The sequence below is a fragment of the Roseivivax sp. CAU 1753 genome (assembly GCF_054482575.1).
Genome location: NZ_JBTLRF010000001.1, coordinates 438,658 through 461,981, shown reverse-complemented (window position 1 = coordinate 461,981; position 23,324 = coordinate 438,658). Strand labels below are relative to the sequence as shown.

General features: G+C 64.2%; 16 protein-coding genes. 6 read left to right on the top strand and 10 right to left on the bottom strand.

The window, feature by feature from the left end; genetic code table 11:
• Window positions 1-39: 39 nt before the first annotated feature.
• The 3 genes from ACXYMN_RS02080 to ACXYMN_RS02070 all read right to left on the bottom strand — a co-directional run bounded on the left by ACXYMN_RS02080 (window position 40) and on the right by ACXYMN_RS02070 (window position 4,708).
• Entirely contained in the window at window positions 40-2,448 is a 2,409-nt protein-coding gene (locus tag ACXYMN_RS02080; RefSeq protein ID WP_459011736.1) for a glycogen/starch/alpha-glucan phosphorylase, read from the bottom strand.
• Window positions 2,449-2,572: 124 nt separating this feature from the next.
• Entirely contained in the window at window positions 2,573-3,544 is a 972-nt protein-coding gene (locus ACXYMN_RS02075; protein WP_459011735.1) for a glucokinase, read from the bottom strand.
• A gap of 138 nt (window positions 3,545-3,682) precedes the next feature.
• A complete protein-coding gene (locus ACXYMN_RS02070) occupies window positions 3,683-4,708 on the bottom strand; it encodes a LacI family DNA-binding transcriptional regulator (RefSeq protein WP_459011734.1) in 1,026 nt (341 codons plus the stop codon).
• Between the two features lie 279 nt (window positions 4,709-4,987).
• Between ACXYMN_RS02070 and ACXYMN_RS02065 the strand changes: the two genes are divergently transcribed.
• From ACXYMN_RS02065 to uvrA, 6 genes are all read left to right on the top strand, one after another.
• The gene (locus ACXYMN_RS02065) at window positions 4,988-6,343 is read left to right on the top strand and encodes an ABC transporter substrate-binding protein (RefSeq protein ID WP_459011733.1); all 1,356 of its coding nucleotides are present in this window, start codon (window positions 4,988-4,990) and stop codon (window positions 6,341-6,343) included.
• Between the two features lie 177 nt (window positions 6,344-6,520).
• Window positions 6,521-7,498 carry a carbohydrate ABC transporter permease gene (locus ACXYMN_RS02060; protein WP_459011732.1) on the top strand — a complete coding sequence of 326 codons (978 nt, stop codon included), beginning with the start codon at window positions 6,521-6,523 and terminating at the stop codon, window positions 7,496-7,498.
• A gap of 14 nt (window positions 7,499-7,512) precedes the next feature.
• Window positions 7,513-8,784, top strand: coding sequence for a carbohydrate ABC transporter permease (locus tag ACXYMN_RS02055; protein ID WP_459011731.1), 1,272 nt, complete (start codon window positions 7,513-7,515; stop codon window positions 8,782-8,784).
• An 11-nt stretch (window positions 8,785-8,795) separates the two neighbouring features.
• Window positions 8,796-10,457 (top strand): alpha-glucosidase, encoded by a 1,662-nt coding sequence (locus ACXYMN_RS02050; RefSeq protein ID WP_459011730.1) that lies wholly within the window; start codon window positions 8,796-8,798, stop codon window positions 10,455-10,457.
• Between the two features lie 11 nt (window positions 10,458-10,468).
• Window positions 10,469-11,560, top strand: a complete 1,092-nt coding sequence (locus ACXYMN_RS02045; RefSeq protein WP_459011729.1) for an ABC transporter ATP-binding protein — start codon at window positions 10,469-10,471, stop codon at window positions 11,558-11,560.
• Between the two features lie 247 nt (window positions 11,561-11,807).
• Window positions 11,808-14,672, top strand: coding sequence for an excinuclease ABC subunit UvrA (uvrA, locus tag ACXYMN_RS02040; protein WP_459011728.1), 2,865 nt, complete (start codon window positions 11,808-11,810; stop codon window positions 14,670-14,672).
• 24 nt (window positions 14,673-14,696) lie between these two features.
• Here the strand turns inward: uvrA and ACXYMN_RS02035 are convergent, their stop codons facing one another.
• From ACXYMN_RS02035 to acs, 7 genes are all read right to left on the bottom strand, one after another.
• Window positions 14,697-16,073 (bottom strand): 3'-5' exonuclease, encoded by a 1,377-nt coding sequence (locus ACXYMN_RS02035; RefSeq protein ID WP_459011727.1) that lies wholly within the window; start codon window positions 16,071-16,073, stop codon window positions 14,697-14,699.
• Between the two features lie 4 nt (window positions 16,074-16,077).
• Window positions 16,078-16,578 (bottom strand): hypothetical protein, encoded by a 501-nt coding sequence (locus tag ACXYMN_RS02030; RefSeq protein ID WP_459011726.1) that lies wholly within the window; start codon window positions 16,576-16,578, stop codon window positions 16,078-16,080.
• A 40-nt stretch (window positions 16,579-16,618) separates the two neighbouring features.
• A complete protein-coding gene (locus ACXYMN_RS02025) occupies window positions 16,619-18,442 on the bottom strand; it encodes a DUF294 nucleotidyltransferase-like domain-containing protein (RefSeq protein WP_459011725.1) in 1,824 nt (607 codons plus the stop codon).
• Between the two features lie 116 nt (window positions 18,443-18,558).
• Window positions 18,559-20,343, bottom strand: a complete 1,785-nt coding sequence (locus ACXYMN_RS02020; protein ID WP_459011724.1) for a sodium:solute symporter family protein — start codon at window positions 20,341-20,343, stop codon at window positions 18,559-18,561.
• A 4-nt stretch (window positions 20,344-20,347) separates the two neighbouring features.
• Window positions 20,348-20,614, bottom strand: coding sequence for a DUF4212 domain-containing protein (locus ACXYMN_RS02015; RefSeq protein WP_459011723.1), 267 nt, complete (start codon window positions 20,612-20,614; stop codon window positions 20,348-20,350).
• A 32-nt stretch (window positions 20,615-20,646) separates the two neighbouring features.
• Entirely contained in the window at window positions 20,647-21,339 is a 693-nt protein-coding gene (locus tag ACXYMN_RS02010; protein WP_459012344.1) for an adenylate kinase, read from the bottom strand.
• A complete protein-coding gene (acs, locus tag ACXYMN_RS02005) occupies window positions 21,339-23,291 on the bottom strand; it encodes an acetate--CoA ligase (RefSeq protein WP_459011722.1) in 1,953 nt (650 codons plus the stop codon). Before acs ends, ACXYMN_RS02010 begins: the two co-directional genes overlap by 1 nt.
• Window positions 23,292-23,324: the final 33 nt, after the last annotated feature.

The following is a 23,324-nucleotide window of genomic DNA, read 5'->3' as shown; positions in this document are numbered from 1 at the left end:
CTTACCTTCCTGTGCAAACGCTTCAATGCGCGTGTTCGATCACTCTTCGAGGTAGGACCGTGTCGCCCAGATATCCTGCATGTAGCCGCGGATCGTGCGATCGGACGAAAACCAGCCGGACCGCGCGGTATTCAGCGCGGCCTTGCGCTGCCATGTGGCCTGATCCGCGAAAGTTGCGTCGGCCTCGCGGCTGGCGCGCCAGTAGTCGCTGAAATCCGAAGACACGAGGAAGTAGTCCGGCCCCGACAGGTTGTCGGCGATATGTCCGTAGCGGTCCGGCTCGTCGGGCGAGAACACGCCCGAGCGCACCGCCTCGAGGGCACGGGCAAGGCGCGGATCGGCGGCGATGGCCTTTGCCGCGTGACCCGCGATCTTGCGACGCTCCATCACCTCGGCGGCGGTCATGCCGAACAGGAAGAAGTTGTCGGCGCCCACATGTTCGCGGATTTCGACATTGGCCCCGTCGAGCGTGCCGACGGTCAGCGCGCCGTTGAGGGCGAATTTCATGTTGCCGGTGCCCGAGGCTTCCTTGCCCGCGGTCGAGATCTGCTCGGACAGATCGGCGGCGGGCACCAGACGCTCGGCGAGGGTGACGTTGTAGTTGGGGAGGAAATGCACCTGCAACAGATCGCGGGTCTGCTTGTCAGCATTAAGAGCGACCGCTACATCGTTGATAAGGTGGATGATATCCTTGGCGAACGTGTATCCCGGCGCGGCCTTTCCGGCAAACAGCGTCACGCGCGGCGTCCAGTTGCCCTGCGGGTTGTCCTTGATCTCCTGCCAGAGGGCGATGGTCTCGAGGATGTTGAGGTGCTGGCGCTTGTATTCATGCAGGCGCTTGATCTGGACGTCGAACATCGCATCGGGATCGACCGACGCACCCTGCGTCTCGGCCATCCATTGCGACAGCTCCGCCTTGTTGGCGCGCTTGGCGGCGGCGAAGCGATCGCGCCAGCCGGCATCCTCGATGGCGGGTTCAAGCTTGCGCAACTGCTCCAGGTCGTCGACCCAGGCCTCGCCGATGGTGTCTGTGATCAGCCCCGACAGGCGCGGGTTGCACGACAACAGCCAGCGGCGCGGGGTCACGCCATTGGTCTGGTTGACGATGCGATCGGGATGCAAGCGGTGCAACTCCTCGAACACGGTCTCTTTCATCAGCCCGGTGTGCAGCGCCGAGACGCCGTTGACCTTGTGGGCCATGACAAAGGACAGCTGTCCCATCTTGACCTGACCATCGGCGCGCATGGATTGGGTGCGGGACGGGTTGGCTTGGTAGTGGTCGTTGTCGATGCGGTCGACGATCTGAAGGTGACGCGGCAGCAGGCGGCCGAACAGGCCCTCGTCCCAGCTTTCCAGCGCCTCGGGCAGCAGCGTGTGATTGGTGTAGGACAGGCAGGCGCGCGCGATCTGCGTTGCCTCGTTGAAGGGCAGGCCGCGTTCGTCGTGCAGGATCCGCACCAGTTCGGGGGCGGCAACGGCGGGATGCGTGTCGTTGAGCTGGATCGCAACCGCGTCGGGCAGTTTGCGGATGTCCGAATGTTCCTTGTCGAACCGCGCGAGGATGTCGCGGAGCGCGGCGGCGACCAGGAAAAACTCTTGCTTCAGGCGCAGCTCCTTGCCCTGTTCGGTGGTGTCGTCGGGATAGAGCACCCGGCTGATGGTGCGGGCCAGCGCCTCGGGGGCGGCGGCCCCGGCGAAATCGCCGCGGTTGAAGGCGGGCAGGTCGAACGGATCCGACGCCTTGGCCGACCAGAGCCGCAAGGTGTTGGCCCAGCGTCCCTTCCAGCCGACGATCGGGGTGTCGTAGGCCTCGGCGTCGATGAATTCCGCCGGTTGCCAGACGCTGCGGTTGTCGACCTCCGTGACCTCGCCACCGAACCCGATGTGGAAGCGGGCATCGGGGCGTTCGAATTCCCAGGCGTGGCGCTGCAGCAGCCATGTCTCGGGGGACTCGACCTGCTTGCCGTCCTGAAAGCTTTGCCGGAACAATCCGTGCTCGTAGCGGATGCCATAGCCATAGGCCGGACAGCCCAGCGTCGACAGGCTTTCGAGAAAGCATGCCGCGAGACGGCCAAGGCCGCCATTGCCAAGCGCCGCGTCCGGCTCATCGGCCAGCACGGTGTCATAGTCCTGACCGAGCGACGCCAGCGCCTCGCGCGACTGTTCGACAAGGCCGAGGTTGACGATGCCGTCTTCCAGAAGCCGCCCGATCAGAAACTCCATCGACAGGTAGTAGACCCGCTTGGCCCCGTTGTCGCGCGTCACGCCCGCCGCCTTGAACCAGCTGTCGGCGATGTGGTCGCGGATGGCAAAGGACAGCGCCATGCGCCAATCCTCGATGCCCGCGAAATCCGGCTCGCGGCCAAAGGAATAGCAGAGGTGCTGCACGATCGCGTTGCGCAATGTGCTGGTCGAAGTCTGGGTCGCGGAGGGGGGCGCGATGTTCATGTCTGGACGATCCTGTTAACGCTCACATTCGTAAAACCGCGTTGAACCCGGATTGGCAAGGCCCGTCACTCGTCGATTGTTCAGTCGTGTCCCCAAGGTTGCAACCCGGAAGCACCGGAAGTTGTCATGCCCCAAGCTGGCCAAGCTCGGCCAGATGGCAGGCGCATCCGGTCAGGGCGGCGTAATCATCGGTAACGATGAACATCGGGAACTGCCGCATGAAGCTGGAAAACCGCCCCTTTTCGCAAAACGCATCCGAAAAGAGCGCGGTCGTCAAATGCGGCGCGACGTGCTGCGTGACGCCGCCACACAGATAGATGCCGCCGAAGGGCAGGGTGATCAGCGACAAATCGCCGACATAGGCCCCGAGCAGACGGGTAAAAAGCGCGATGGTCCGGTCGGCGCGGTCATCCTGACCCGCCGCGTCCACGATCTGTGCCGCCGAGAGTGGCGTGCCTGCGCCATCCTCTTCGCAAAGAAAGGCGTGCAGGCGTTCGAGCCCACGCCCGGACAGCACATCCTCGAAACCCGGCATCTCGTGTTTGCGGGCCACCCAGTCGCGCAGCCGCAATTCGTCCGCCGACCGCGCCTTGAGCGACACATGCCCGCTCTCGGAGGGGGGGACCAGGGTCTGCCCGCCCAACCGGTAGACCGGCGCCGCGTTCAGCCCGGTGCCGACCCCGATCACCAGCTTGGCGGCCTGCGGGCTTGCGGGCTTGCCGGGCAGCACCGGGATCAGCACGTCCGGCGACAACGCATCGAGCGCGTGGCCCTGGGCCTGCAGATCGTTCAGAACCGCCACGGTGGTTGCCCCGGTGGCCGCCGCGACCGAGGTCTTGTCGACCTGCCAGTCCAGATTGGTCAGCTTGCCGACGCCGTCGCGGACCGGGCCTGCCATGGCGACGCAGGCCGCATCGGGGCGCGCCTGCTGCTCGGCGAGGTAATGACTCAAGACCGCCTCAAGGCTGGCATTCTCGGCGTTGCGATACCGGCGGATGCTGTCTGCCGCCACGGTGCCGCCGCGGGCCAGCGCGACGCGGGTGTTGGTGCCGCCGATGTCGGCCACGACGGCCAGTTGGGGGGAAAGCGCTGCCATGGACTTACCTCGGTTCGGTTCGGTGCGGGTGGTAGGAGGCTTTGCCGCTGCAATCAAGGCCGGGCCGCGCCGCGCTGCGGGCAAGGGGCGGGCTGTCGGGCCTGCGATCGCGCCTGCGCAGGCGGGGTGCGGCGGGCATCATGCGGGGGCAGGACCGGTCGACCGGCCGAGGATGAGATCCGCCGCCAGAAGGTCCTGCGGTCTTGGCGCGTCGGGGGCGGCGATCATCGCCAGCAGCCGCTCTGCGCACAATCGCCCCGCCGCGCCGATCGGCGCGCGCGTCGCGGTGAACAGCGGCTCGTCCGCGCCATTGGGCAGGTAGCTCAGCACGTCGTCATGGGTGATGACCGACACGTCGCGGCCCATCGCGAGGCCTCGGCTGAAGATCGCCCGCTCCACTCCGAGCGCGATCAGGATCGATGCGCACAGGAAAGCCGTCGGCGGATTGGGCCTGGCCAGCATGTCGGTCGCGCTGCACAATCCGAGGCTTTCGGTCATGCTGCCGCTTTCGATCAGCGACCTGTCGACGCCCAGCCCCGCCTCGCGCAGCGCATCCGCATAGCCCTGCCGCCGACGATGGGCGAAATCCATCGACTCGATGCCGTTGATCAGGGCAATGCGGCGGTGACCCAGCCCGATCAGGTGCCGCGTGGCGCGCGCAAAGGCATGCCGGTTGTCGACATCCACATAGGCGTAGTCCTCGGGCATCCCATCCGATCGGCCATGGACCAGGAACGGTACGCCGATCTCGGTCAGCAGCGCGATGCGCGGATCGCGCAGCTGCGGCGCGTGCAGGATGATGCCATCGACGTTGCCCTTGGCGCGGATGGCGCTGTAGCGCTCGGCCTGTTCGCGGTCGGGCACCAGCGTCAGCACAAGCTCGTATCCGGCTGCCATGTAGGCCTCGGACGCGCCCGAGATGAAATCGCCGAAGACAGGGTTCAGGATCTCGTGCTTGCTTGACAGGGGAATCACGTGACCGATGGCCATCGCGCGCCCGGTCGCCAACCCCTTGGCGCGCGCGCTGGGGCTGTAGTTGAATTTCAGCGCGGCTTGCAAAACCCGCTGGCGGGTGGCCTCGCGCACTTCGGGATAGCCGTTCAGCGCCCGGCTGACGGTGGTCTGCGACAGGTTGAGGTGCTCGGACAGTTCTCTGAGGTTCATCGGCAAATCCGCCATTTGAAGGCATTAGCGCGTTCAAAGCGCTTTGGATTTTGCCATTCTAGCCATGTTCCGGGTGCCCTGTGAAGCCTGCAAAAAACGGCACGACCTAGCCGCAGCGCAGCATTTTTATGATGTCTTTGTGACGGGATGGGCCCCGAAACCGGATTGACAGGCGCTAACATGTCAGTAAGCCTGCGCGGGCCAAAGCGCTTTGGAAAATTTTTTCCTTGCGCCGGACCGAACGAGATTGCTCACATGATCCAAGGGAGGACTGTGAAAATGAAAACGTCGCTTTATGCGAGCGCGGCTGCGCTTGCCTTGTCTGCCGGAAGTGCCCATGCGGCCGGGCATCTGCCATTCAACCCCGGTGAGGGAGCCTTCACCTGGGACAGCTACACCGCGTTTGCCGAAAAATACGATCTGAGCGGCCAGACGGTCGAGATCACCGGTGCCTGGACCGGCAACGAGAAAGAGAAGGTCGACAAGGTCTTCGACTACTTCGAGGAAGCCACCGGCGCCTCGGTCAACTATTCCGGCTCGGACAGTTTCGAGCAGGATATCGTGATCTCGACCCGCGCGGGCTCTGCCCCGAACCTCGCCGCGTTTCCGCAGCCGGGTCTGGCGGCGGATCTTGCCAGCCAGGGACTGCTGACGCCGCTGGCGGACGGGACCGCCGAATGGGTCGCCGAAAACTATGCCGCCGGGCAATCCTGGGTCGATCTGGGCACCTATGCGGGCAAGGACGGCACCGACGACCTCTACGGGCTGTTCTACCGCGTCGATGTGAAATCGCTGGTCTGGTACAACCCGATCGCCTTCGACGAGGCGGGCTACGACATCCCCGAAACCATGGAAGAACTGAAAGAGCTGACCGACCAGATCGTCGATGATGGCGGCACGCCTTGGTGTATCGGCCTTGGCTCGGGCGCCGCGACCGGCTGGCCCGCGACCGACTGGGTCGAAGAGATGATGCTGCGCACCCAGCCGCCCGAGGTTTATGACGCCTGGGTCACCAACGAGCTCAAGTTCGACGATCCCGCGGTGATCGCCGCCATCGAGGAGTTCGGCTACTTCGCGCTGAACGACGACTACGTGCAGGGCGGTGCCTCGAACGTGGCGACGACGGACTTCCGGGACAGCCCGGCGGGCCTCTTCACGATCCCGGCGGAATGCTACATGCACCGTCAGGCATCGTTCATCCCGGCCTTTTTCCCCGAAGACGTGGTGGCCGGTGAGGACGTCGATTTCTTCTACTTCCCGGCCTACGAGGGCAAGGATCTCGGCAAGCCGGTTCTGGGGGCGGGCGCGCTTTTCGCCATCACCAAGCCGTCGGACGCCACCAATGCGATGATCGAGTTCCTCAAGACCCCGATCGCGCATGAGCTGTGGATGGCGCAGGGCGGCTTTCTGACCGCGCATGCGGGCGTCAACCTCGATGCCTATGCCGATGACAGCCTGCGCGCACAGGGCCAGATCCTGCGCGACGCCACCACCTTCCGCTTCGACGGGTCGGACCTGATGCCGTCGGAAATCGGTGCCGGGGCATTCTGGTCGGGCATGGTCGACTACACCACCGGCACGTCGGCTGCCGATGTGGCGGCGGGCATCCAGTCGCGCTGGGACTCGATCCAGTGATGCACTGAGCCAAGACACCTCCGTCCCGGTCATGCGGGGCGGAGGAGGCGCACCCGCCGCCGCGCGGGTACGCAACGTCGGACCCCGCCGCAAAAGCGGGGCCGCGCCCGAACGCGGGGCCAAGCCTGAACGCCGGGCCGTGCGGTCCGCGGTGTCAGAAAAACGGGAGGAACCACAATGTCTCCGATCCTTCAGGGTCTGATCACGATCATCGTCGGTGTCGGCGGCTGCGTCGGGTATTTCTTCGCCTCCAACTGGGTCCTCGACAAGGTGATCTTTCCGCCCCGGACGGACGATCACGGGCGCAACATCAACCGCGCCACCATGGTCCGTCCCTGGCTGTTCCTGTTTCCCGCGATGTTCGCGCTGGGGCTTTACCTTGTCTATCCGGTGATCGGCAGCTTCTGGCGGTCGCTTTTCAATCGCTCTGGCGAAGAATTTATCGGCTTGGGCAACTACACCACCATGTTCGGCGAAGAGGGCTTCCGCACCGCGGTGTTCAACAACATTCTCTGGGCGATCTTCGTGCCCGCCGCCGCGACCTTCCTGGGCCTGCTGGTGGCACAGCTGACCGACAAGCTGAGATGGGGCAATATCGCCAAGTCGCTGATCTTCATGCCGATGGCGATCTCGTTCGTCGGTGCGTCGCTGATCTGGAAGTTCGTCTATGCCAACGACCCCGATATCGGCATCATCAACGCGCTGCGCGTGTTTTTCGGGGCGGCCCCGATCGACCCCTTGCAGGTGCCGTTCTGGAACAACTTCTTCCTGATGGTCATTCTGGTGTGGATCCAGACCGGCTTTGCCATGGTGATCCTGTCGGCGGCCCTGCGCGGCATCCCCGAGGAAACCATCGAGGCCGCCATCATCGACGGGGCCAACCCGTTCCAGATCTTCTTCAAGATCAAGGTGCCGCAGATCATGGGCACCATCGTCGTGGTCTGGACCACGATTACCATCCTCGTGCTCAAGGTCTTCGACATCGTCTACGCCATGACGGGCGGCAATTTCAAAACCGAGATCCTGCCAAGTTACATGATGGACTACATGTTCCGCGATGACGGGCGCGCGACCGCCGTGGCCTTCGTGATCATGGTCATCGTGCTGCCGGTGATGGTCTGGAACATCCGCCAAGCGCGCAAAGAAATGAACTGAGAGGGGACATCCAAATGGATCAAATGGCAGGACAGAAGACCTCTCTCTCCATCGTCACCAATGTGTCGGTGATCTTGCTGGTGCTGATCTGGCTCATTCCGACGGTCGGGCTTCTGGTGTCGAGCTTTCGCGACCGCGAACAGATCTCGGAGACCGGCTGGTGGGCCTCGATGTTCTCGGTCTCGCAGGCTTACCGCGTCTCGCCCGAACCTGTGGACGTGATCCGCGACGGCGGTCTCTACATGTTCTCGGGCAACCTGTTTACCGCATCCGACGAAGTGTCGGCGGAAGGGTCCGGCGACGTGTCGGGTTTCGGCATCACCGGGCGCGACCCGAGCGCCGCCGAGCCGGGGCAGACATACGGTCGTCTCAAGCTGATCGTGACGGAACCCGACGGCACCACCGATACGGAAAACTACGAAACCGCCTGGGAGGCCGGCGGCACCCCCGAAGCGCCCGACACCGACGAGGACGGTCGCCCGGTGCAGGGCTTTACCATCGACCGGGCCGTGACCGTGCAGGCCAATGGCGACTTCACCTGGATGGCCGACGGAGAGATCGACCGCGCGCCGACGATCTACATCACCGCCGCCTCACCACCAGATTTCGGGCTCGACAACTACCGCCAGATCCTGACCTCGGACAACATGGACCGGGCCTTCATCAACACGCTGACGGTGACGATCCCGGCGACCATCATCCCGATCCTGATCGCGGCCTTCGCGGCCTATGCGCTGGCCTGGATGGACTTCAAGGGCAGGGGGTTCCTGATCGCGATGGTGGTGGGGTTGCTGGTGGTGCCACTGCAACTGGCGCTGGTGCCGCTTTTGCAGCTGCACAACAAGGTCGGCATCGGGCAGTCCTTCCTTGGCATCTGGCTGGCGCATACCGGCTTTGGCCTGCCGCTGGCGATCTACCTCTTGCGCAACTACATGGTCGGCCTGCCGCGCGACATCATCGAAAGCGCCAAGGTCGACGGGGCCACGGACTTCCAGGTCTTCACCAAGATCGTGCTGCCCTTGTCTTTTCCGGCGTTGGCGAGCTTTGCCATCTTCCAATTCCTGTGGACCTGGAACGACCTGCTGGTGGCCAAGGTGTTCCTGCCGTCGAACTCGGAATCCTGGGTGATGACGGTCAAGATCGCCGACGACCTTCTGGGGTCGCGCGGCGGCGACTGGGGCATCCTCGCGGCAGCGGCCTTCATCTCGATCGCGGTGCCGCTGATCGTCTTCTTCGCAATGCAGAAATACCTCGTGCGTGGCCTGCTGGCCGGCTCGGTCAAATAATCAGGGGCTTCATGAACAAGACGGCGAACCTTCCCGGAACCGACAGTCAGGCGCACACCGAATGGTGGCGCGGCGCGGTGATCTATCAGGTCTATCCGCGCAGCTTCCAGGACAGCAACGGCGACGGGATCGGCGATCTTCTGGGCATCGCGCAGCGCATGCCACATATTGCATCGCTGGGCGTCGATGCGGTGTGGATATCGCCGTTCTTCACCTCGCCGATGCGGGATTTCGGCTATGACGTTGCGGATTACTGCGATGTCGATCCGATGTTCGGATCGCTGGCCGACTTCGACGTGCTGATCGCCGAGGCGCACCGCCTGGGCATCAAGGTGCTGATCGACCTCGTGCTCAGCCACACCTCGCAGGATCATCCGTGGTTCAAGGAAAGCCGTGCCTCGAAGGACAACGATCGGGCCAACTGGTATGTCTGGGCCGATGCCAAGCCCGATGGCACGCCGCCCAACAACTGGCTGTCGATCTTCGGCGGCTCTGCCTGGCAATGGGAGCCGACGCGCTGCCAGTATTACCTGCACAATTTCCTGACCGAGCAGCCCGATCTGAACTTCCACGAGCCGCAGGTGCAGGCCGCATTGCTGGACGTGGGGCAGTTCTGGCTGGATCGGGGCGTCGACGGCTTCCGGCTCGATACGATCAACTTCTACGTCCATGACAAGCAGTTGCGCGACAACCCGCCCTTGCCCGAGGATCAGCGCAACCCGATCACGGCCCCGGCGGTGAACCCCTATACCTGGCAGGACCACCTTTACGACAAGACCCAGCCCGAGAACCTCGTTTTCCTGCGCAAGCTGCGCAAACTGATGGACGGCTACAACGCCGCCGCGGTGGGCGAGGTGGGCGACGACCAGCGCGGGCTGGAAATCCTGGGCGAATACACCGGCGGCGACGACCTGATCCACATGAGCTACGCGTTCGAGCTTCTGTCGGGTCACATGCCGACCGCAGCCTATATCGCCGAGGTCTTCGAAAAGGTCGACGCGGTGGCTGCCGATGGCTGGGCCTGCTGGGCGTTTTCCAACCACGACGTGCCGCGACACAGAACGCGCTGGGACCTGTCCGACGCCGGAGAGCGCTGCTTTGCGACGCTGATGCAATGCCTGCGCGGATCGACCTGTCTTTACCAGGGCGAAGAACTGGGCCTGCCCGAAGCGGACGTGGCCTTCGAAGATCTGCAGGACCCCTATGGCAAGCGCTTCTGGCCGGCCTTCAAGGGGCGCGACGGGTGCCGGACGCCGATGGTGTGGGAATCGTCGAACCAGAATGGCGGGTTTTCGCAGGGAAGGCCGTGGTTGCCGGTCAGCCACGACCACCTCAACCGGGCAGTTGCCACGCAGGAACAGGACCCCGCCGCCATCCTGCATCACTACAGGCGCGTCATCGCCTTCCGCCATGCCCAGAAGGCGCTGCGGACCGGTCGCCAGAGCAAGGTCGTGGCAGATGGCAACATCCTGACGTTCCGGCGTGAAAGCGCGGACGAGACCGTGTTCTGCGCGTTCAACCTCAGCCATGAGCCTGGGGTGACCGACATGCCGCCCGGCAAGTGGCATCAGATCGGGATCGAGCTGGGCAGCGCCGGACCGGCACCGGACGGGCGGCTGCATCTCGGGCCGTGGCAGCCCGCGTTGATGCTGCAAGCGCAAGAACAGGGATAAGGGAGGGACCCATGGCAAACCTGAAACTCACAGGTGTCGAAAAGACCTATGGCGGCACCGTCCAGGTGTTGCGCGACATCGACCTCGACATCAAGCAGGGCGAGTTGATCGTCTTCGTGGGCCCCTCGGGCTGCGGCAAGTCGACCCTGCTGCGGATGATCGCGGGGCTTGAAAAGATCACCGGAGGCACGCTGGAAATCGACGGTCAGCGGGTCAACGACGTGCCGCCCGCGCAGCGCGGCATCGCCATGGTGTTCCAATCCTACGCGCTTTATCCGCACATGACGGTGCGCGACAACATGACCTTCGCGCTCAAGATCGCCAAGAAAAGCCAGTCCGAGATCGACGCCGCGGTGAACAAGGCCGCGAAGATCCTGCAGCTCGAGCCTTATCTCGACCGCCTGCCCAAGGCGCTGTCGGGTGGTCAGCGCCAGCGCGTTGCCATCGGACGGTCGATCGTGCGGGATCCCAAGGTGTATCTTTTCGACGAACCGCTGTCGAACCTCGATGCGGCGCTGCGCGTGGCCACCCGGATCGAGATCGCGCAGCTGAAGGAATCGATGCCCGATTCGACGATGATCTACGTCACCCACGACCAGGTCGAGGCGATGACGCTGGCAACGCGCATCGTGGTGCTGGCCAACAAGGGCATCGCGCAGGTCGGATCGCCGCTCGAGCTTTACGAGCGACCCAACAGCGAGTTTGTGGCCCAGTTCATCGGCTCGCCCTCGATGAACCTGCTGCCCGGAGAGATCGTGGAGACCGGCGAGACCACGGTGATCCGGATGGATGGTGGCGGCATGGCGCGGTCGAAGGTGCCGACAACGCCCGCAGACAAGGGCCTGAAGGTCAATGTCGGCGTGCGGCCCGAGGATTTTCTCGAGACCGAGGCCGGGGCCGAATACATCTATGAAGGTCGCGTCAAGATCACCGAGGCGCTCGGAGAGGTGACGCTGCTCTACTTCGACACCGGCGGCGGCGAACCGATCATCGGGAAGCTGCCCGGCATCCATGCCGATCTGCGGGGCAACACCGTGAAGCTGGGGGCCGCACCGGAGAAGGTGCACCTTTTCCATGACGGCACATCGCTGCTTTACCGGTAAGCTTATACCGGCCCCCGGATTGCCGTGCGTCACCCGGCGCCGCCCGTTCGATCGACCCCGACGGGCGCGCGTCCGGGCGTCGGCGGCCTGTGCGGTCCAGTCGTCCGGCCTGGAATTTCTGGCGAAATTCGGCTTGATTTCGGTGACATTTCCGCTGTTAACACAAAGTTCACTTTTTGTTCTCGATTTGCCGTTGGCGAAACGGCCGTGATCCCCTATCTGTGAGCCATGCGTTAACGGGGGTCTGATGGCTGAGCTCAAACACATCGAGGTGCGTGGCGCGCGCGAGCACAACCTCAAGGGCATCGATGTCGATATTCCGCGCGACCAGCTGGTGGTGATCACTGGCCTGTCGGGGTCGGGCAAGTCGTCGCTGGCCTTCGATACGATCTATGCGGAAGGCCAGCGTCGCTACGTCGAAAGCCTGTCGGCCTATGCGCGGCAATTCCTCGACATGATGGAAAAGCCCGATGTGGATCACATCTCGGGCCTGTCGCCCGCGATCTCCATCGAACAGAAAACGACGTCGAAGAACCCGCGCTCGACCGTCGGCACCGTGACCGAGATCTACGACTACCTGCGCCTGCTGTTTGCGCGCGCGGGCACGCCCTACAGCCCTGCGACCGGCCTGCCAATCGAGGCGCAGCAGGTTCAGGACATGGTTGACCGCGTCCTCGAGATGGAAGAGGGCACGCGCGGCTACCTGCTGGCCCCCATCGTGCGCGACCGGAAAGGCGAATATCGCAAGGAATTCCTCGAATTGCGCAAGCAGGGATTTCAGCGCGTCAAGGTCGACGGCACCTTCTATGACCTCGACGAGCCGCCCACGCTCGACAAGAAATTTCGCCATGACATCGACGTGGTGGTGGACCGCATCGTCGTGCGCGAAGGCCTTGGCACGCGGCTGGCCGACAGCTTCCGCACGGCGCTGGACCTTGCCGACGGGATCGCCATCCTCGAGACCGCGCCGCGCGACGAGGACGGATCGCCCGAACGGATCACCTTTTCCGAAAAGTTTGCCTGCCCGGTGTCGGGCTTCACCATCCCCGAGATCGAGCCGCGCCTGTTTTCCTTCAACGCGCCGTTCGGGGCCTGCCCGGAATGCGATGGTCTGGGGGTCGAGCTGTTCTTCGACGAGCGGCTGATGGTGCCGGACCAGGGACTGACCCTCTACGACGGTGCGATTGCCCCCTGGCGCAAGGGCAAGTCGCCTTACTTTCTGCAGACAATTCAATCCATTGCGAAGCATTATGAATTCGATGCCGCAACGAAGTGGAAGGATCTACCCGCGCATGTGCAGCAGGTTTTCCTGCACGGCTCGGGCGACGAGGAAATCGCGTTTCGCTACGACGAGGGCGGTCGCGTCTACAACGTGACGCGCACATTCGAAGGCGTCATTCCCAACATGGAGAGGCGCTATCGCGAGACCGATTCAAACTGGATCCGCGAGGAATTCGAGCGCTACCAGAACAACCGGTCCTGCGGCACATGCGGCGGTTACCGGCTGCGCGAAGAGGCGCTGGCGGTCAAGATCGGCGGTCTGCATGTCGGTGAAGTGGTACAGAAGTCGATCAAGGATGCCTTCGCCTGGATCGAGGCGGCGCCCGACAGCCTGACCAAGCAGAAGACGGAAATCGCGCGCGCCATCCTCAAGGAAATCCGCGAGCGCCTTGGGTTCCTGAACAATGTGGGCCTCGAATATCTGACGCTGAGCCGGGCCGCGGGCACCTTGTCGGGCGGCGAAAGCCAGCGTATCCGGCTTGCCTCGCAGATCGGATCGGGCCTGACGGGCGTGCTCTACGTGCTGGACGAGCCGTCCATCGGGCTGCACCAGCGCGACAACGATCGTCTGCTCGGCACGCTCAAGAACCTGCGCGATCAGGGCAATACCGTGATCGTCGTCGAACATGACGAGGACGCCATCCGCGAGGCCGATTACGTCTTCGATATCGGCCCCGGCGCCGGTGTGCATGGCGGCGAGGTGGTCAGCCACGGCACGCCCGCAGAGGTGGCGGCGGATCAGAACTCGATCACCGGGCAGTATCTGTCCGGCACGCGCGAGATCCCCGTGCCTGCCGTCCGGCGCAAGGGAAACAAGAAAAAACTGAGCGTTGTCAAGGCGTCAGGGAACAACCTGAAAGATGTGACAGCGGATTTCCCGCTGGGGAAATTTGTTTGCGTGACGGGGGTTTCGGGGGGCGGCAAGTCGACGCTGACCATCGAGACGCTGTTCAAGACCGCCTCGATGCGTCTGAACGGGGCGCGGCAGACGCCTTCGCCCTGCGAGACGATCAAGGGCCTGCACCACCTCGACAAGGTCATCGACATCGACCAGCGCGCCATCGGGCGCACGCCGCGGTCGAACCCGGCGACCTATACCGGGGCGTTCACGCCGATCCGCGACTGGTTTGCCGGTTTGCCCGAGGCCAAGGCGCGGGGCTATAAGCCGGGGCGGTTTTCGTTCAACGTGAAGGGCGGTCGCTGCGAGGCCTGTCAGGGCGACGGGCTGATCAAGATCGAGATGCACTTCCTGCCGGACGTCTACGTGACCTGCGAGACCTGCCATGGCGCGCGCTACAATCGCGAGACGCTTGAGATCAAGTTCAAGGGCAAGAGCATCGCGGATGTCCTTGATATGACAGTGGAAGATGCCCAGACCTTCTTTGCCGCCGTGCCGTCCATCCGCGAGAAGATGGACGCGCTGGTCAAGGTCGGGCTTGGCTATATCAAGGTCGGGCAGCAGGCCACGACGCTGTCGGGCGGCGAGGCGCAGCGCGTGAAGCTGTCGAAGGAGCTGGCGAAGCGGTCGACGGGCCGGACGCTCTATATTTTGGACGAGCCGACCACGGGGTTGCACTTCGAGGATGTGAAGAAACTGCTGGAAGTGCTGCATTCTCTGGTCGATGCGGGCAATACGGTGATCGTGATCGAGCACAACCTCGATGTGATCAAGACCGCCGATCACATCATCGATATCGGCCCCGAAGGTGGCGATGGCGGCGGCATGATCGTGGCGACCGGGACTCCCGAACAGGTCGCCGAGGTACCCGAAAGTCATACGGGGTATTACCTCAAGGACATGCTGAAGCCGCGAAAGGTTGCCGCGGAATGACGTGATATCAGGCGCTTGCGGCGGTCAGTTCAAGTCCTGGATCAGCCGTCCGTGGCGTCGTGTCTCCATCAGCAGCGCGCCGAATGTGTCGATGCCGCGGCCCGACAACATCGGCAGCATCCGGCAGAGCGCCTCGGCGGTGGCATGGGCGTCGCCAAGCGCCGTGTGTCGAAGAGCCGCCGGAATGACGATGCCGAGCCGGGTACAGAGCGCGTCGAGCGTATGCACTTCGGTGGTGCCGAACAGCACCGCCGACACCAGAACGGTATCGACCACCGGATGCGACCATTCGAGACCGGTCTCGGCGCGTTTGGCCTTCAGAAATGCGATGTCGAACGGTGCGTTATGCGCCACCAGCACCGCCCCCGAGGCAAATTCGTGAAGGTGCGGCGCCGCCTCGACGATCCCGGGTTTGCCGCGGACCATGGCGTCGTGAATATGGTGCACGCGGGTCGATGCCTCGGGGATCGGACGCCCGGGATTGACCAGCATGTTGATGCGTTCGCCCTCGATGATGCGCCCGCGCATGACACGCAGCGCGCCGATCTGGATGATCTCGTCGCGGTGGGGCAGCAAGCCCGTGGTTTCGAGGTCGAAGACGCAATAGGTCATGTCCGACAGCGGCGTTTCGGCAAAGTCGCGCGGCACACCGCTGTCCATCAGGCGGAAATCATAGACCAGCGGGCGGTCGGCGTCGGGCGAGATGCGGGCGTCTTCGCTGTCGATGATCAGCAGATAGCCGCCCTCGCGCATGGGTTTCAGCCGCGCGGTGAACACCAGTGCGCCGCGTTTTCCGTTGAGGTCCGCGATGACCTCCATTCCGGTTTTGTTCAGCTTGTCCCGGGCCCGGGCGAGGCTTTCCTGCGTGAAATAATCGGTCAGATGCGCGTTGAGACGGGGCGTGCCGATCTGCGCCAGCACCTCGGCGGCCTGGCCGTCATAGAGCACGATGGTGTCGTTTTCCGAAGCCAGGATCGTCGCCACCGGGATCTCGGTCAGCAGCGCGGTCAGGCGTTCGCGTTCGGAGTTCAGCAATCGGGTTTCGTGGGCAATGGCTTCGGCGGTGGACAGGGTCGCCTGGCCAAGGCGGCGGGTGACCGCATCGGCGGCAGGGGCCAGATCGCCCAGATGTCGGGCAAAGTCGATGTCGAGCATCGGCGCGCTGTCATTGTGGGCATGGTTGCGCATGCCCGCGGCCAGCCGGTCGATGGGCTTGGCCATGGTCTGATCGAGGACGAACCACGACGCGGTCAGGATCGCCAGCAGCAGGAAGGCGGCGGCGACAAAGGCGGTCGCAAGCCCATGTTCGGGGACCAGACGCAGCGACATGGCAACAGCGGCGAGCGAAAAACCAAGCGCCGTCGCAAACAACAGAAGGATGCGGAGACGAAGGGACTTCATGGGGTCAGATCCGTGTGCAGATGGAGGACAGGATTGGATCGGCGTCGCCGACATCGCGCCAGACAGGTTCGCTGCCATCGCCGAAGATCGGGTCGGCGCGCAGGCCCGCGTCGCAATCGACCATGATCTCGACCGACTGGATGGGGCGCCAGCGTCCGTAGAAATAGAGGTCGGCCATGAACACCGTCGGGCGGTCGGAATTCTGTTCCACCGTCTCGATGTCCACGGCGACGAAACGTTCGGTCATCGGCACCACATAGGTCCAGGGTCGCCACATCACCGACTTGTCGATGCTCTCGGCCACGATCAGGCCTTGGGGCAGGTTGTCGGCGGTCCGACCGTACCAGCTGTATTCGCTTGAAATGGCCGCCACCAGCATGCCGCAGCCCGCGCCGACCGGCACCAGCCACTTGGGCAGGCGATTGCCTGTGAGCTTGATGATCACGAGCATTCCACCGGCCCCGGCGAAGCCGGCCACCAGGACAGCGATCAGTTCCAGAAACATCTCTGCTCTCTCCTACGGGCGCGCGTATCGGGCATGTTACTCAAGACAGCATGCCTCGGCCATGACCAAGCGCGGATTGCAGCCCCTTGACCACCACAAAGGCATCGCGCAGATGCGCGCGTTCGAAATCCGACAGGGCGGCGGGCGACAGGTAATTGTCCGGCGCCTGGCCTTCGCGGATTTGTCGGCATTGGTGTTCCAGCCGGGTCTCGGCGATCAGGTCATAGGCATCGAGCAGGTCCTGCCCGCCACCCTGGCTGACAATGCCCGCGGTGCGTGCCGCGACGATCCGGGCGCGGGTGTTGACCGCGCGCAATTCTCCGCGCAACGCATAGACCCGCGCCAGATCGGTGACGGGAACGACGCCCGAATGCTTGAGATCGAGCCGGTCCTTGTGCTCGCCCCGCCGGATCGTCGCGAAGCCGCGGATCATGCCAAGCGGCGGCTGGTGCTTCAGCGAATTGGAGATCATGTGCGACACGAAGATCGAGTTTTTCGACGCCATCGCCAGGGTGGCTTCCTGAAGGTTGTCGAACAGCGAAACGTCACCGCCGATCGGGCGCAGGTCGAACATCACCGAGGCCAGCATCTGCGCCTCGGGCACCGGCTTGTCGATCCAGTCGCGGAAATAGCGCCGCCAGGTGGCCAGCGGCTTTCGCCAGCGCGGATTGGTCGCCATCATGTCGCCGGGGCAATAGACATACCCGCATTCGTGCAAACCGTCCGACACGATCCGCGCCAGATCGGCGAAATAGCCGTCATGCGCCGGGGTGGCGTCGTCCGACAGGATCAGGCAGTTGTCCTGATCCGAAACGCCGGTCTGTTCCTGCCGCCCCTGAGAGCCGCAGGCCAGCCAGAGATAGGGCACCGGTGGCGCGCCAAGCTGCTGCTCGGCCAGTTGCAGCAGCCGCCGCGTGACCGCATCGGCGATATCGGTGATCAGGCGCGTGGTGACCTCGTGCGGGTGATGCCCCGAGACCAGCTGCGTCAGCAATCTGGGGATCCGCGCCGTGGTCTCGGCCATCTGGCTGGCGCTGTCCGCTTGGGCGATCCCGGCCACGATCTCGGCAGAGGAAATCGCCTGGAAACGCGTCAGATCGGTCTGCGTCACGATGCCGACAAGCCGGTCTCCGTCGCAGATCGGCACATGTCCGATGCGCAGCTCCAGCATCATGTGCAGCACGTCCGACCCCAGTGCTTCGGGTGGCAGGGTGCGCGGATCGCGCGACATGATCCGGTCCACCGGGGTATCCGTGGGCGCGTTTTCAGCCAGGATCCGGGCCGTGAGGTCGCGGATCGTGACGATCCCGATCAGGGCGTCCCCGTCCACAACGCAGAGGCTCGAGACATGCGCATCGCGCATCTGGCGCGCCGCCTCTGCGGCCGTGGTTGCAGGATCGGCGGTCAACGGAACCTTGCCCATGAATTGCGACACCTGGCTGGTGGCCAGGTCCGACAGCGGGGTCCGCGAAGGTCGGGCGGCAGCGCTGCGGTCGAAGAAGCGCGCCAGGGCAGGGTGGTCCTCGCGGGCCTGGATGAAAGCCTCGACCGGCAGGATCAGCAGGCGGGTCCCGGATCGGGCGATAGCCGTGGTGACGGCGCTGCCGCCACGGGCAAGCCCACGTTCGCCGAAGGTATTGCGCGGCCCCAGCAGCGATACGATCGCGCCGTGCTCGTCGCGCACCTCGATGTCGCCGGAGCGCAGGATGTAGATCCCTTCCAGCGTGTCGCCGAAGGAATACACCCGATCGCCCGCGTCATAGGTCGCCTCGCGCATTTTGGCGGCAAGGGCCGCGCGGTCATCGACGCGCAGCTCTGAATAGGGCTGAAGCTGGTCGAGAAATTCGGAGATCGTCTCGGTCATGGTCAGATGGGTTCCTGCATGTCGGCAAGCCGGGTCGGAAATGGGACAGGGAAAAGGATATCGAAAAGAAAAACCCGGGCCAATGCTGGCCCGGGTCGTGTTGATCGGAAGCGGGATCAGTGATCCTGTGCTTCCCCTGCGCCGCGCGGCACGCGGACGCTTTCGACAAGCGCGCGGATCTCGTCGGGCACCGGCTTGGTCATCGAGGTGACGATGTAGGCCACCGCGAAGTTCACCACCGCACCGACCGCGCCGAACGAGGTCGACTTGATCGTCCCCAGAAGCGGGTCCGCATCGGTGAAGCTGTTGGTGCCCGCGACAAAGAACCAGCCCTTGTGCAGGAAGATGTAGACCAGCGTCACCAGAAGACCGGCGAGCATGCCCGCAACCGCACCGCGATTGTTCACCTTGGTCGAGAAGATGCCCATCATCAGCGCCGGGAAGATCGACGCCGCCGCAAGGCCGAAGGCCAGCGCCACGGTCTGCGCCGCGAAGCCCGGGGGGTTCATGCCCAGGTAGGTCGCGACCACGATCGACACCGCCATCGCGATCCGGGCGGACAGAAGTTCACCCTTCTCCGAGATTTCAGGCGCGAAGCGACCCTTGACGAGGTCGTGGCTGACCGCCGACGAGATCGCGAGCAACAGGCCCGCCGCCGTCGACAGCGCCGCGGCCAGACCGCCTGCCGCCACAAGACCGATGACCCAACCCGGCAGGTTGGCGATCTCGGGGTTTGCCAGCACCAGGATGTCGCGGTTGAAGTTGGTCAGCTCGTTGCCGGCCCAGCCTTCCGCTTCGGCACGCGTCTGCATGGCCGCATCGCCATCGTTATAGAACTGGATGCGACCGTCGCCATTCTTGTCTTCCCAGCCCAGAAGGCCGGTCTGCTGCCAGGTTGCCATCCAGTCATAGGCCGGATCGCTTTCGATCTGCTCGACCGAAACCGCCTGACCGCCTGTACCCTCGGGCCAGAACAGCTCGGTGATGTTGAGCCGCGCCATGGCACCGACCGCGGGTGCGGTGAGGTAGAGCAGGGCAATGAAGACCAGCGCCCAGCCAGCCGACCAGCGTGCATCGGCAACGCGGGGGACGGTGAAGAAGCGCATGATGACATGCGGAAGACCCGCGGTGCCGATCATCAGCGACAGGGTGAAGAGCAGCATGTTGAACGTATCGCCGTTATGGGCGGTATATTCGTTGAAGCCCAGTTCGCGCACGATCTGGTCCAGACGCTCGAGCAGCGGCAGGCCGGAAGCCTGGTGATCGCCAAAGAGCCCAAGTGCCGGGATCGGGTTGCCGGTCAGCTGCAGCGAGATGAACACGGCCGGGATGGTGTAGGCCATGATCAGCACGCAGTACTGCGCAACCTGGGTGTAGGTCACGCCCTTCATGCCGCCGAACACCGCGTAGGCGAAGACGACGACCGCGCCGATCAGCAGACCGGTGGTGTTGTCGACCTCGAGGAAGCGGCCGAAGGCCACGCCAACGCCGGTCATCTGGCCGATCACGTAGGTCACCGAGGCGACGATCAGGCAGATCACCGCCACAAGCCGTGCGGTGGGGCTGTAGAAACGGTCGCCGATGAATTCCGACACGGTGAACTTGCCGAACTTGCGCAGGTAGGGGGCAAGCAGCAGGGCAAGCAGAACGTAACCGCCGGTCCAGCCCATCAGATAGGTCGAGTTGTCATAGCCGGTAAAGGCAATGAGGCCCGCCATCGAGATGAACGACGCCGCTGACATCCAGTCCGCCGCCGTGGCCATGCCGTTGGTGACGGGGTGCACGCCGCGACCGGCTGCGTAGAATTCCGACGTGGACCCGGCGCGGGCCCAGATCGCGATGCCGATATACAGCGCGAAGGATGCCCCCACGAAGATGATGTTGATCGTTGTCTGATCCATGGTGTTACTCCTCGTCCACGCCGAATTGAGCGTCGAGCTTGTTCATGCGCCAGGCGTAGAAAAAGATCAGACCCAGAAAGACAAGGATCGAGCCTTGCTGTGCGAACCAGAAGCCCAGATCGGTGCCGCCGACCGAGATGCCGGAAAGCATCGGGCGCAGCAGAATGCCGAAGCCGAAGCTCACGACAGCCCAGATGACCAGGCTGACGAGGATAAGACGAACATTGGCCTTCCAGTAGGCCTCGCCGTCGGTGGGTATGTGTTCCGCCATGTTGCGGGTCTCCTCCTTGAATTGACGCGGGTTCAGCCGCGCATAGGCTTGATGATCGCGGCAAGGTCGCGCGCGATGTCGTCGATGGCGCCCATCGCGGGAATGCGTTTGAGCGCGTTTTTCTGGTCGTAATAGGCGATCAGCGGCGCGGTTTGGGCATGATATGCCGCAAGCCTCTGCGCCACCGTCTCGGCATTGTCATCGGCGCGACGGGTCATGTCGGTGCCGCCGCACGCGTCGCAGACACCCTCTTTCGCGGGCTGCTTGTAGATGTCGTGATAGCCCTCGCCGCAGGCCGCGCAGGTGTAGCGGCCCGACACGCGGGTTACCATCTCGGCGTCATCGACCTCGAGGCTGATCACCGCGTCGATCTTCTGGCCGCGCGCGTCCAGCATTTCGTCCAGCGCCCGGGCCTGGGCCTCGGTGCGCGGAAAGCCGTCGAGTATCACGCCGCTTGCGGTGTCGGGGTCGGCCAGCCGGTCGGCAAGGATCCGGGTGACGATCTCGTCCGAGACCAGCGCCCCCGCATCCATCTTCTCTTTCGCGGCCCGGCCCGCATCGGTGCCGGCCTTGACCGCCGCCCGAAGCATGTCGCCCGTCGACAGCTGGACCAGCCCGAAATCCTGTTCGAGCATCCGTGCCTGGGTGCCTTTCCCGGCCCCGGGGGGGCCGAGAAGGATCAGCACGGTGGCGGGCGACTGGGCGTTCACGTCAGCCATGGCCATCATGCCCGGTTCATCCGGTTTTCGATCAGGTCATCGACCACTTCCGGCTCCGCGAGGGTGGAGGTGTCGCCAAGCGCGCCGAAGTCGTTTTCGGCGATCTTGCGAAGGATGCGGCGCATGATCTTGCCCGACCGGGTCTTGGGCAGGCCCGGGGCCCACTGGATCAGATCCGGCGAGGCGATCGGGCCGATTTCCTGGCGTACCCAGGTGCGCAGCTCCTTGCGCAGGTCCTCGGACGGTTCCACGCCCGACATCAGGGTGACGTAGCAGTAGATGCCCTGGCCCTTGACCTCGTGCGGGTAGCCGACAACCGCGGCCTCGGCGACCTTTTCATGGGCGACCAGCGCCGATTCCACTTCTGCCGTGCCCATCCGGTGACCCGAGACGTTGATCACGTCATCGACCCGACCGGTGATCCAGTAGTCGCCGTCTTCATCGCGACGGCAGCCGTCACCGGTGAAGAAGTAGCCCTTGTACTGCTGGAAGTAGGTGTTCTCGAACCGCGTGTGGTCGCCCCAGATGGTGCGCATCTGGCCCGGCCAGCTGTCGCCGATGGCCAGCACGCCCTCGGCGGGATTGCCGTCGATCTCCTTGCCGCTTTCCGGCTCGAGCACCACGGGCTTGACCCCGAAGAACGGCTTCATCGCGGCACCGGGCTTGGTGGCATGCGCGCCCGGCAGCGGCGTCAGAAGGTGGCCGCCGGTTTCGGTCTGCCACCAGGTGTCGACGATGGGGCAGCGGCCCTGACCCACGACCTCGTTGTACCAGGTCCAGGCTTCGGGGTTGATCGGCTCGCCGACCGTGCCGAGCAGTTTCAGCGAAGACAGATCGCAATTGGTCACGAACTCGTTGCCCTTGCCCATCAGCGCGCGAATCGCCGTGGGGGCGGTATAGAACTGCGCGACCTTGTGCTTTTCGCAGACCTGCCAGAAGCGCGAGGCGTCGGGGTAGGTCGGCACGCCTTCGAACATCAGCGTCGTGGCGCCATTGGCCAGCGGTCCGTAGACGATGTACGAATGCCCGGTGACCCAGCCCACATCGGCGGTGCACCAGTAGACGTCGCCGTCATGATAATCGAAGCTGATCTCGTGGGTCAGGCTGGCGTAGACCAGATATCCACCGCTCGAGTGCACCACGCCCTTGGGCTGACCCGTCGAGCCCGAGGTATAGAGGACGAACAGCGGATCTTCGGCATTCATCGGCTCGACCGGGCAATCGGGCGACGCATCGGCCATGGCCGCCGTCACGTCGACATCGCGCCCCTCGGTCCAGGTTGTCTGGCCGCCGGTGCGCTTGACCACCAGGCACTTGACGGTGTCCTTGCAATGCAGCAGCGCCTTGTCGGCATTGGATTTCAGGGCGGTCTTCTTGCCGCCGCGCGGGGCCTCGTCGGCGGTGATCACGACCTTGGCGTCAGAGCCGTTGATGCGCTGCGCCAGCGCGTCGGGCGAGAAGCCCGCGAAGACGACCGAGTGGATCGCGCCGATCCGGGCCGAGGCCAGCATCGCATAGGCGGCCTCGGGGATCATCGGCAGGTAGATCACCACGCGGTCGCCGCGACCGACGCCCTGGGCCTTGAGGATGTTGGCCATGCGCGACACCCGGTCGTGCAACTGGCGGTAGGTGATGTTCTGGGACGCTTCGGAGGGGTCGTCCGGCTCGAAGATGATGGCGGTCTGATCGCCGCGGGTCTCCAGGTGCCGGTCGATGCAGTTGGCCGCGACATTGAGCTGTCCATCCTCGAACCACTTGATCGAGACGGCCCCGTAATCAAAGCACACGTCCTTGATCTTGGTGGGGGCCTTGATCCAGTCGAGCCGGCCGGCCTGCTCGCCCCAGAACCCGTCCGGGTCGGCGATCGAGCGGTCGTACATCTTGTCGTACTGGGCCGCCGTCACCAGCGTATCGGCGACGAATCCGTCGCTCGGGGGGAAGGTCGATGTCTCGGTCATGGTGTCCTCCTTGAAAGTCCAGCGAAAGCCGCG

Bases quoted from the DNA above. Each gene is read 5' to 3' on its own strand.
- ACXYMN_RS02080 (WP_459011736.1), bottom strand. From the start codon at position 2,448: ATGAACATCGCGCCCCCCTCCGCGACCCAGACTTCGACCAGCACATTG.
- ACXYMN_RS02075 (WP_459011735.1), bottom strand. From the start codon at position 3,544: ATGGCAGCGCTTTCCCCCCAACTGGCCGTCGTGGCCGACATCGGCGGC.
- ACXYMN_RS02070 (WP_459011734.1), bottom strand. From the start codon at position 4,708: ATGAACCTCAGAGAACTGTCCGAGCACCTCAACCTGTCGCAGACCACC.
- ACXYMN_RS02065 (WP_459011733.1), top strand. From the start codon at position 4,988: ATGAAAACGTCGCTTTATGCGAGCGCGGCTGCGCTTGCCTTGTCTGCC.
- ACXYMN_RS02060 (WP_459011732.1), top strand. From the start codon at position 6,521: ATGTCTCCGATCCTTCAGGGTCTGATCACGATCATCGTCGGTGTCGGC.
- ACXYMN_RS02055 (WP_459011731.1), top strand. From the start codon at position 7,513: ATGGATCAAATGGCAGGACAGAAGACCTCTCTCTCCATCGTCACCAAT.
- ACXYMN_RS02050 (WP_459011730.1), top strand. From the start codon at position 8,796: ATGAACAAGACGGCGAACCTTCCCGGAACCGACAGTCAGGCGCACACC.
- ACXYMN_RS02045 (WP_459011729.1), top strand. From the start codon at position 10,469: ATGGCAAACCTGAAACTCACAGGTGTCGAAAAGACCTATGGCGGCACC.
- uvrA (WP_459011728.1), top strand. From the start codon at position 11,808: ATGGCTGAGCTCAAACACATCGAGGTGCGTGGCGCGCGCGAGCACAAC.
- ACXYMN_RS02035 (WP_459011727.1), bottom strand. From the start codon at position 16,073: ATGAAGTCCCTTCGTCTCCGCATCCTTCTGTTGTTTGCGACGGCGCTT.
- ACXYMN_RS02030 (WP_459011726.1), bottom strand. From the start codon at position 16,578: ATGTTTCTGGAACTGATCGCTGTCCTGGTGGCCGGCTTCGCCGGGGCC.
- ACXYMN_RS02025 (WP_459011725.1), bottom strand. From the start codon at position 18,442: ATGACCGAGACGATCTCCGAATTTCTCGACCAGCTTCAGCCCTATTCA.
- ACXYMN_RS02020 (WP_459011724.1), bottom strand. From the start codon at position 20,343: ATGGATCAGACAACGATCAACATCATCTTCGTGGGGGCATCCTTCGCG.
- ACXYMN_RS02015 (WP_459011723.1), bottom strand. From the start codon at position 20,614: ATGGCGGAACACATACCCACCGACGGCGAGGCCTACTGGAAGGCCAAT.
- ACXYMN_RS02010 (WP_459012344.1), bottom strand. From the start codon at position 21,339: ATGGCCATGGCTGACGTGAACGCCCAGTCGCCCGCCACCGTGCTGATC.
- acs (WP_459011722.1), bottom strand. From the start codon at position 23,291: ATGACCGAGACATCGACCTTCCCCCCGAGCGACGGATTCGTCGCCGAT.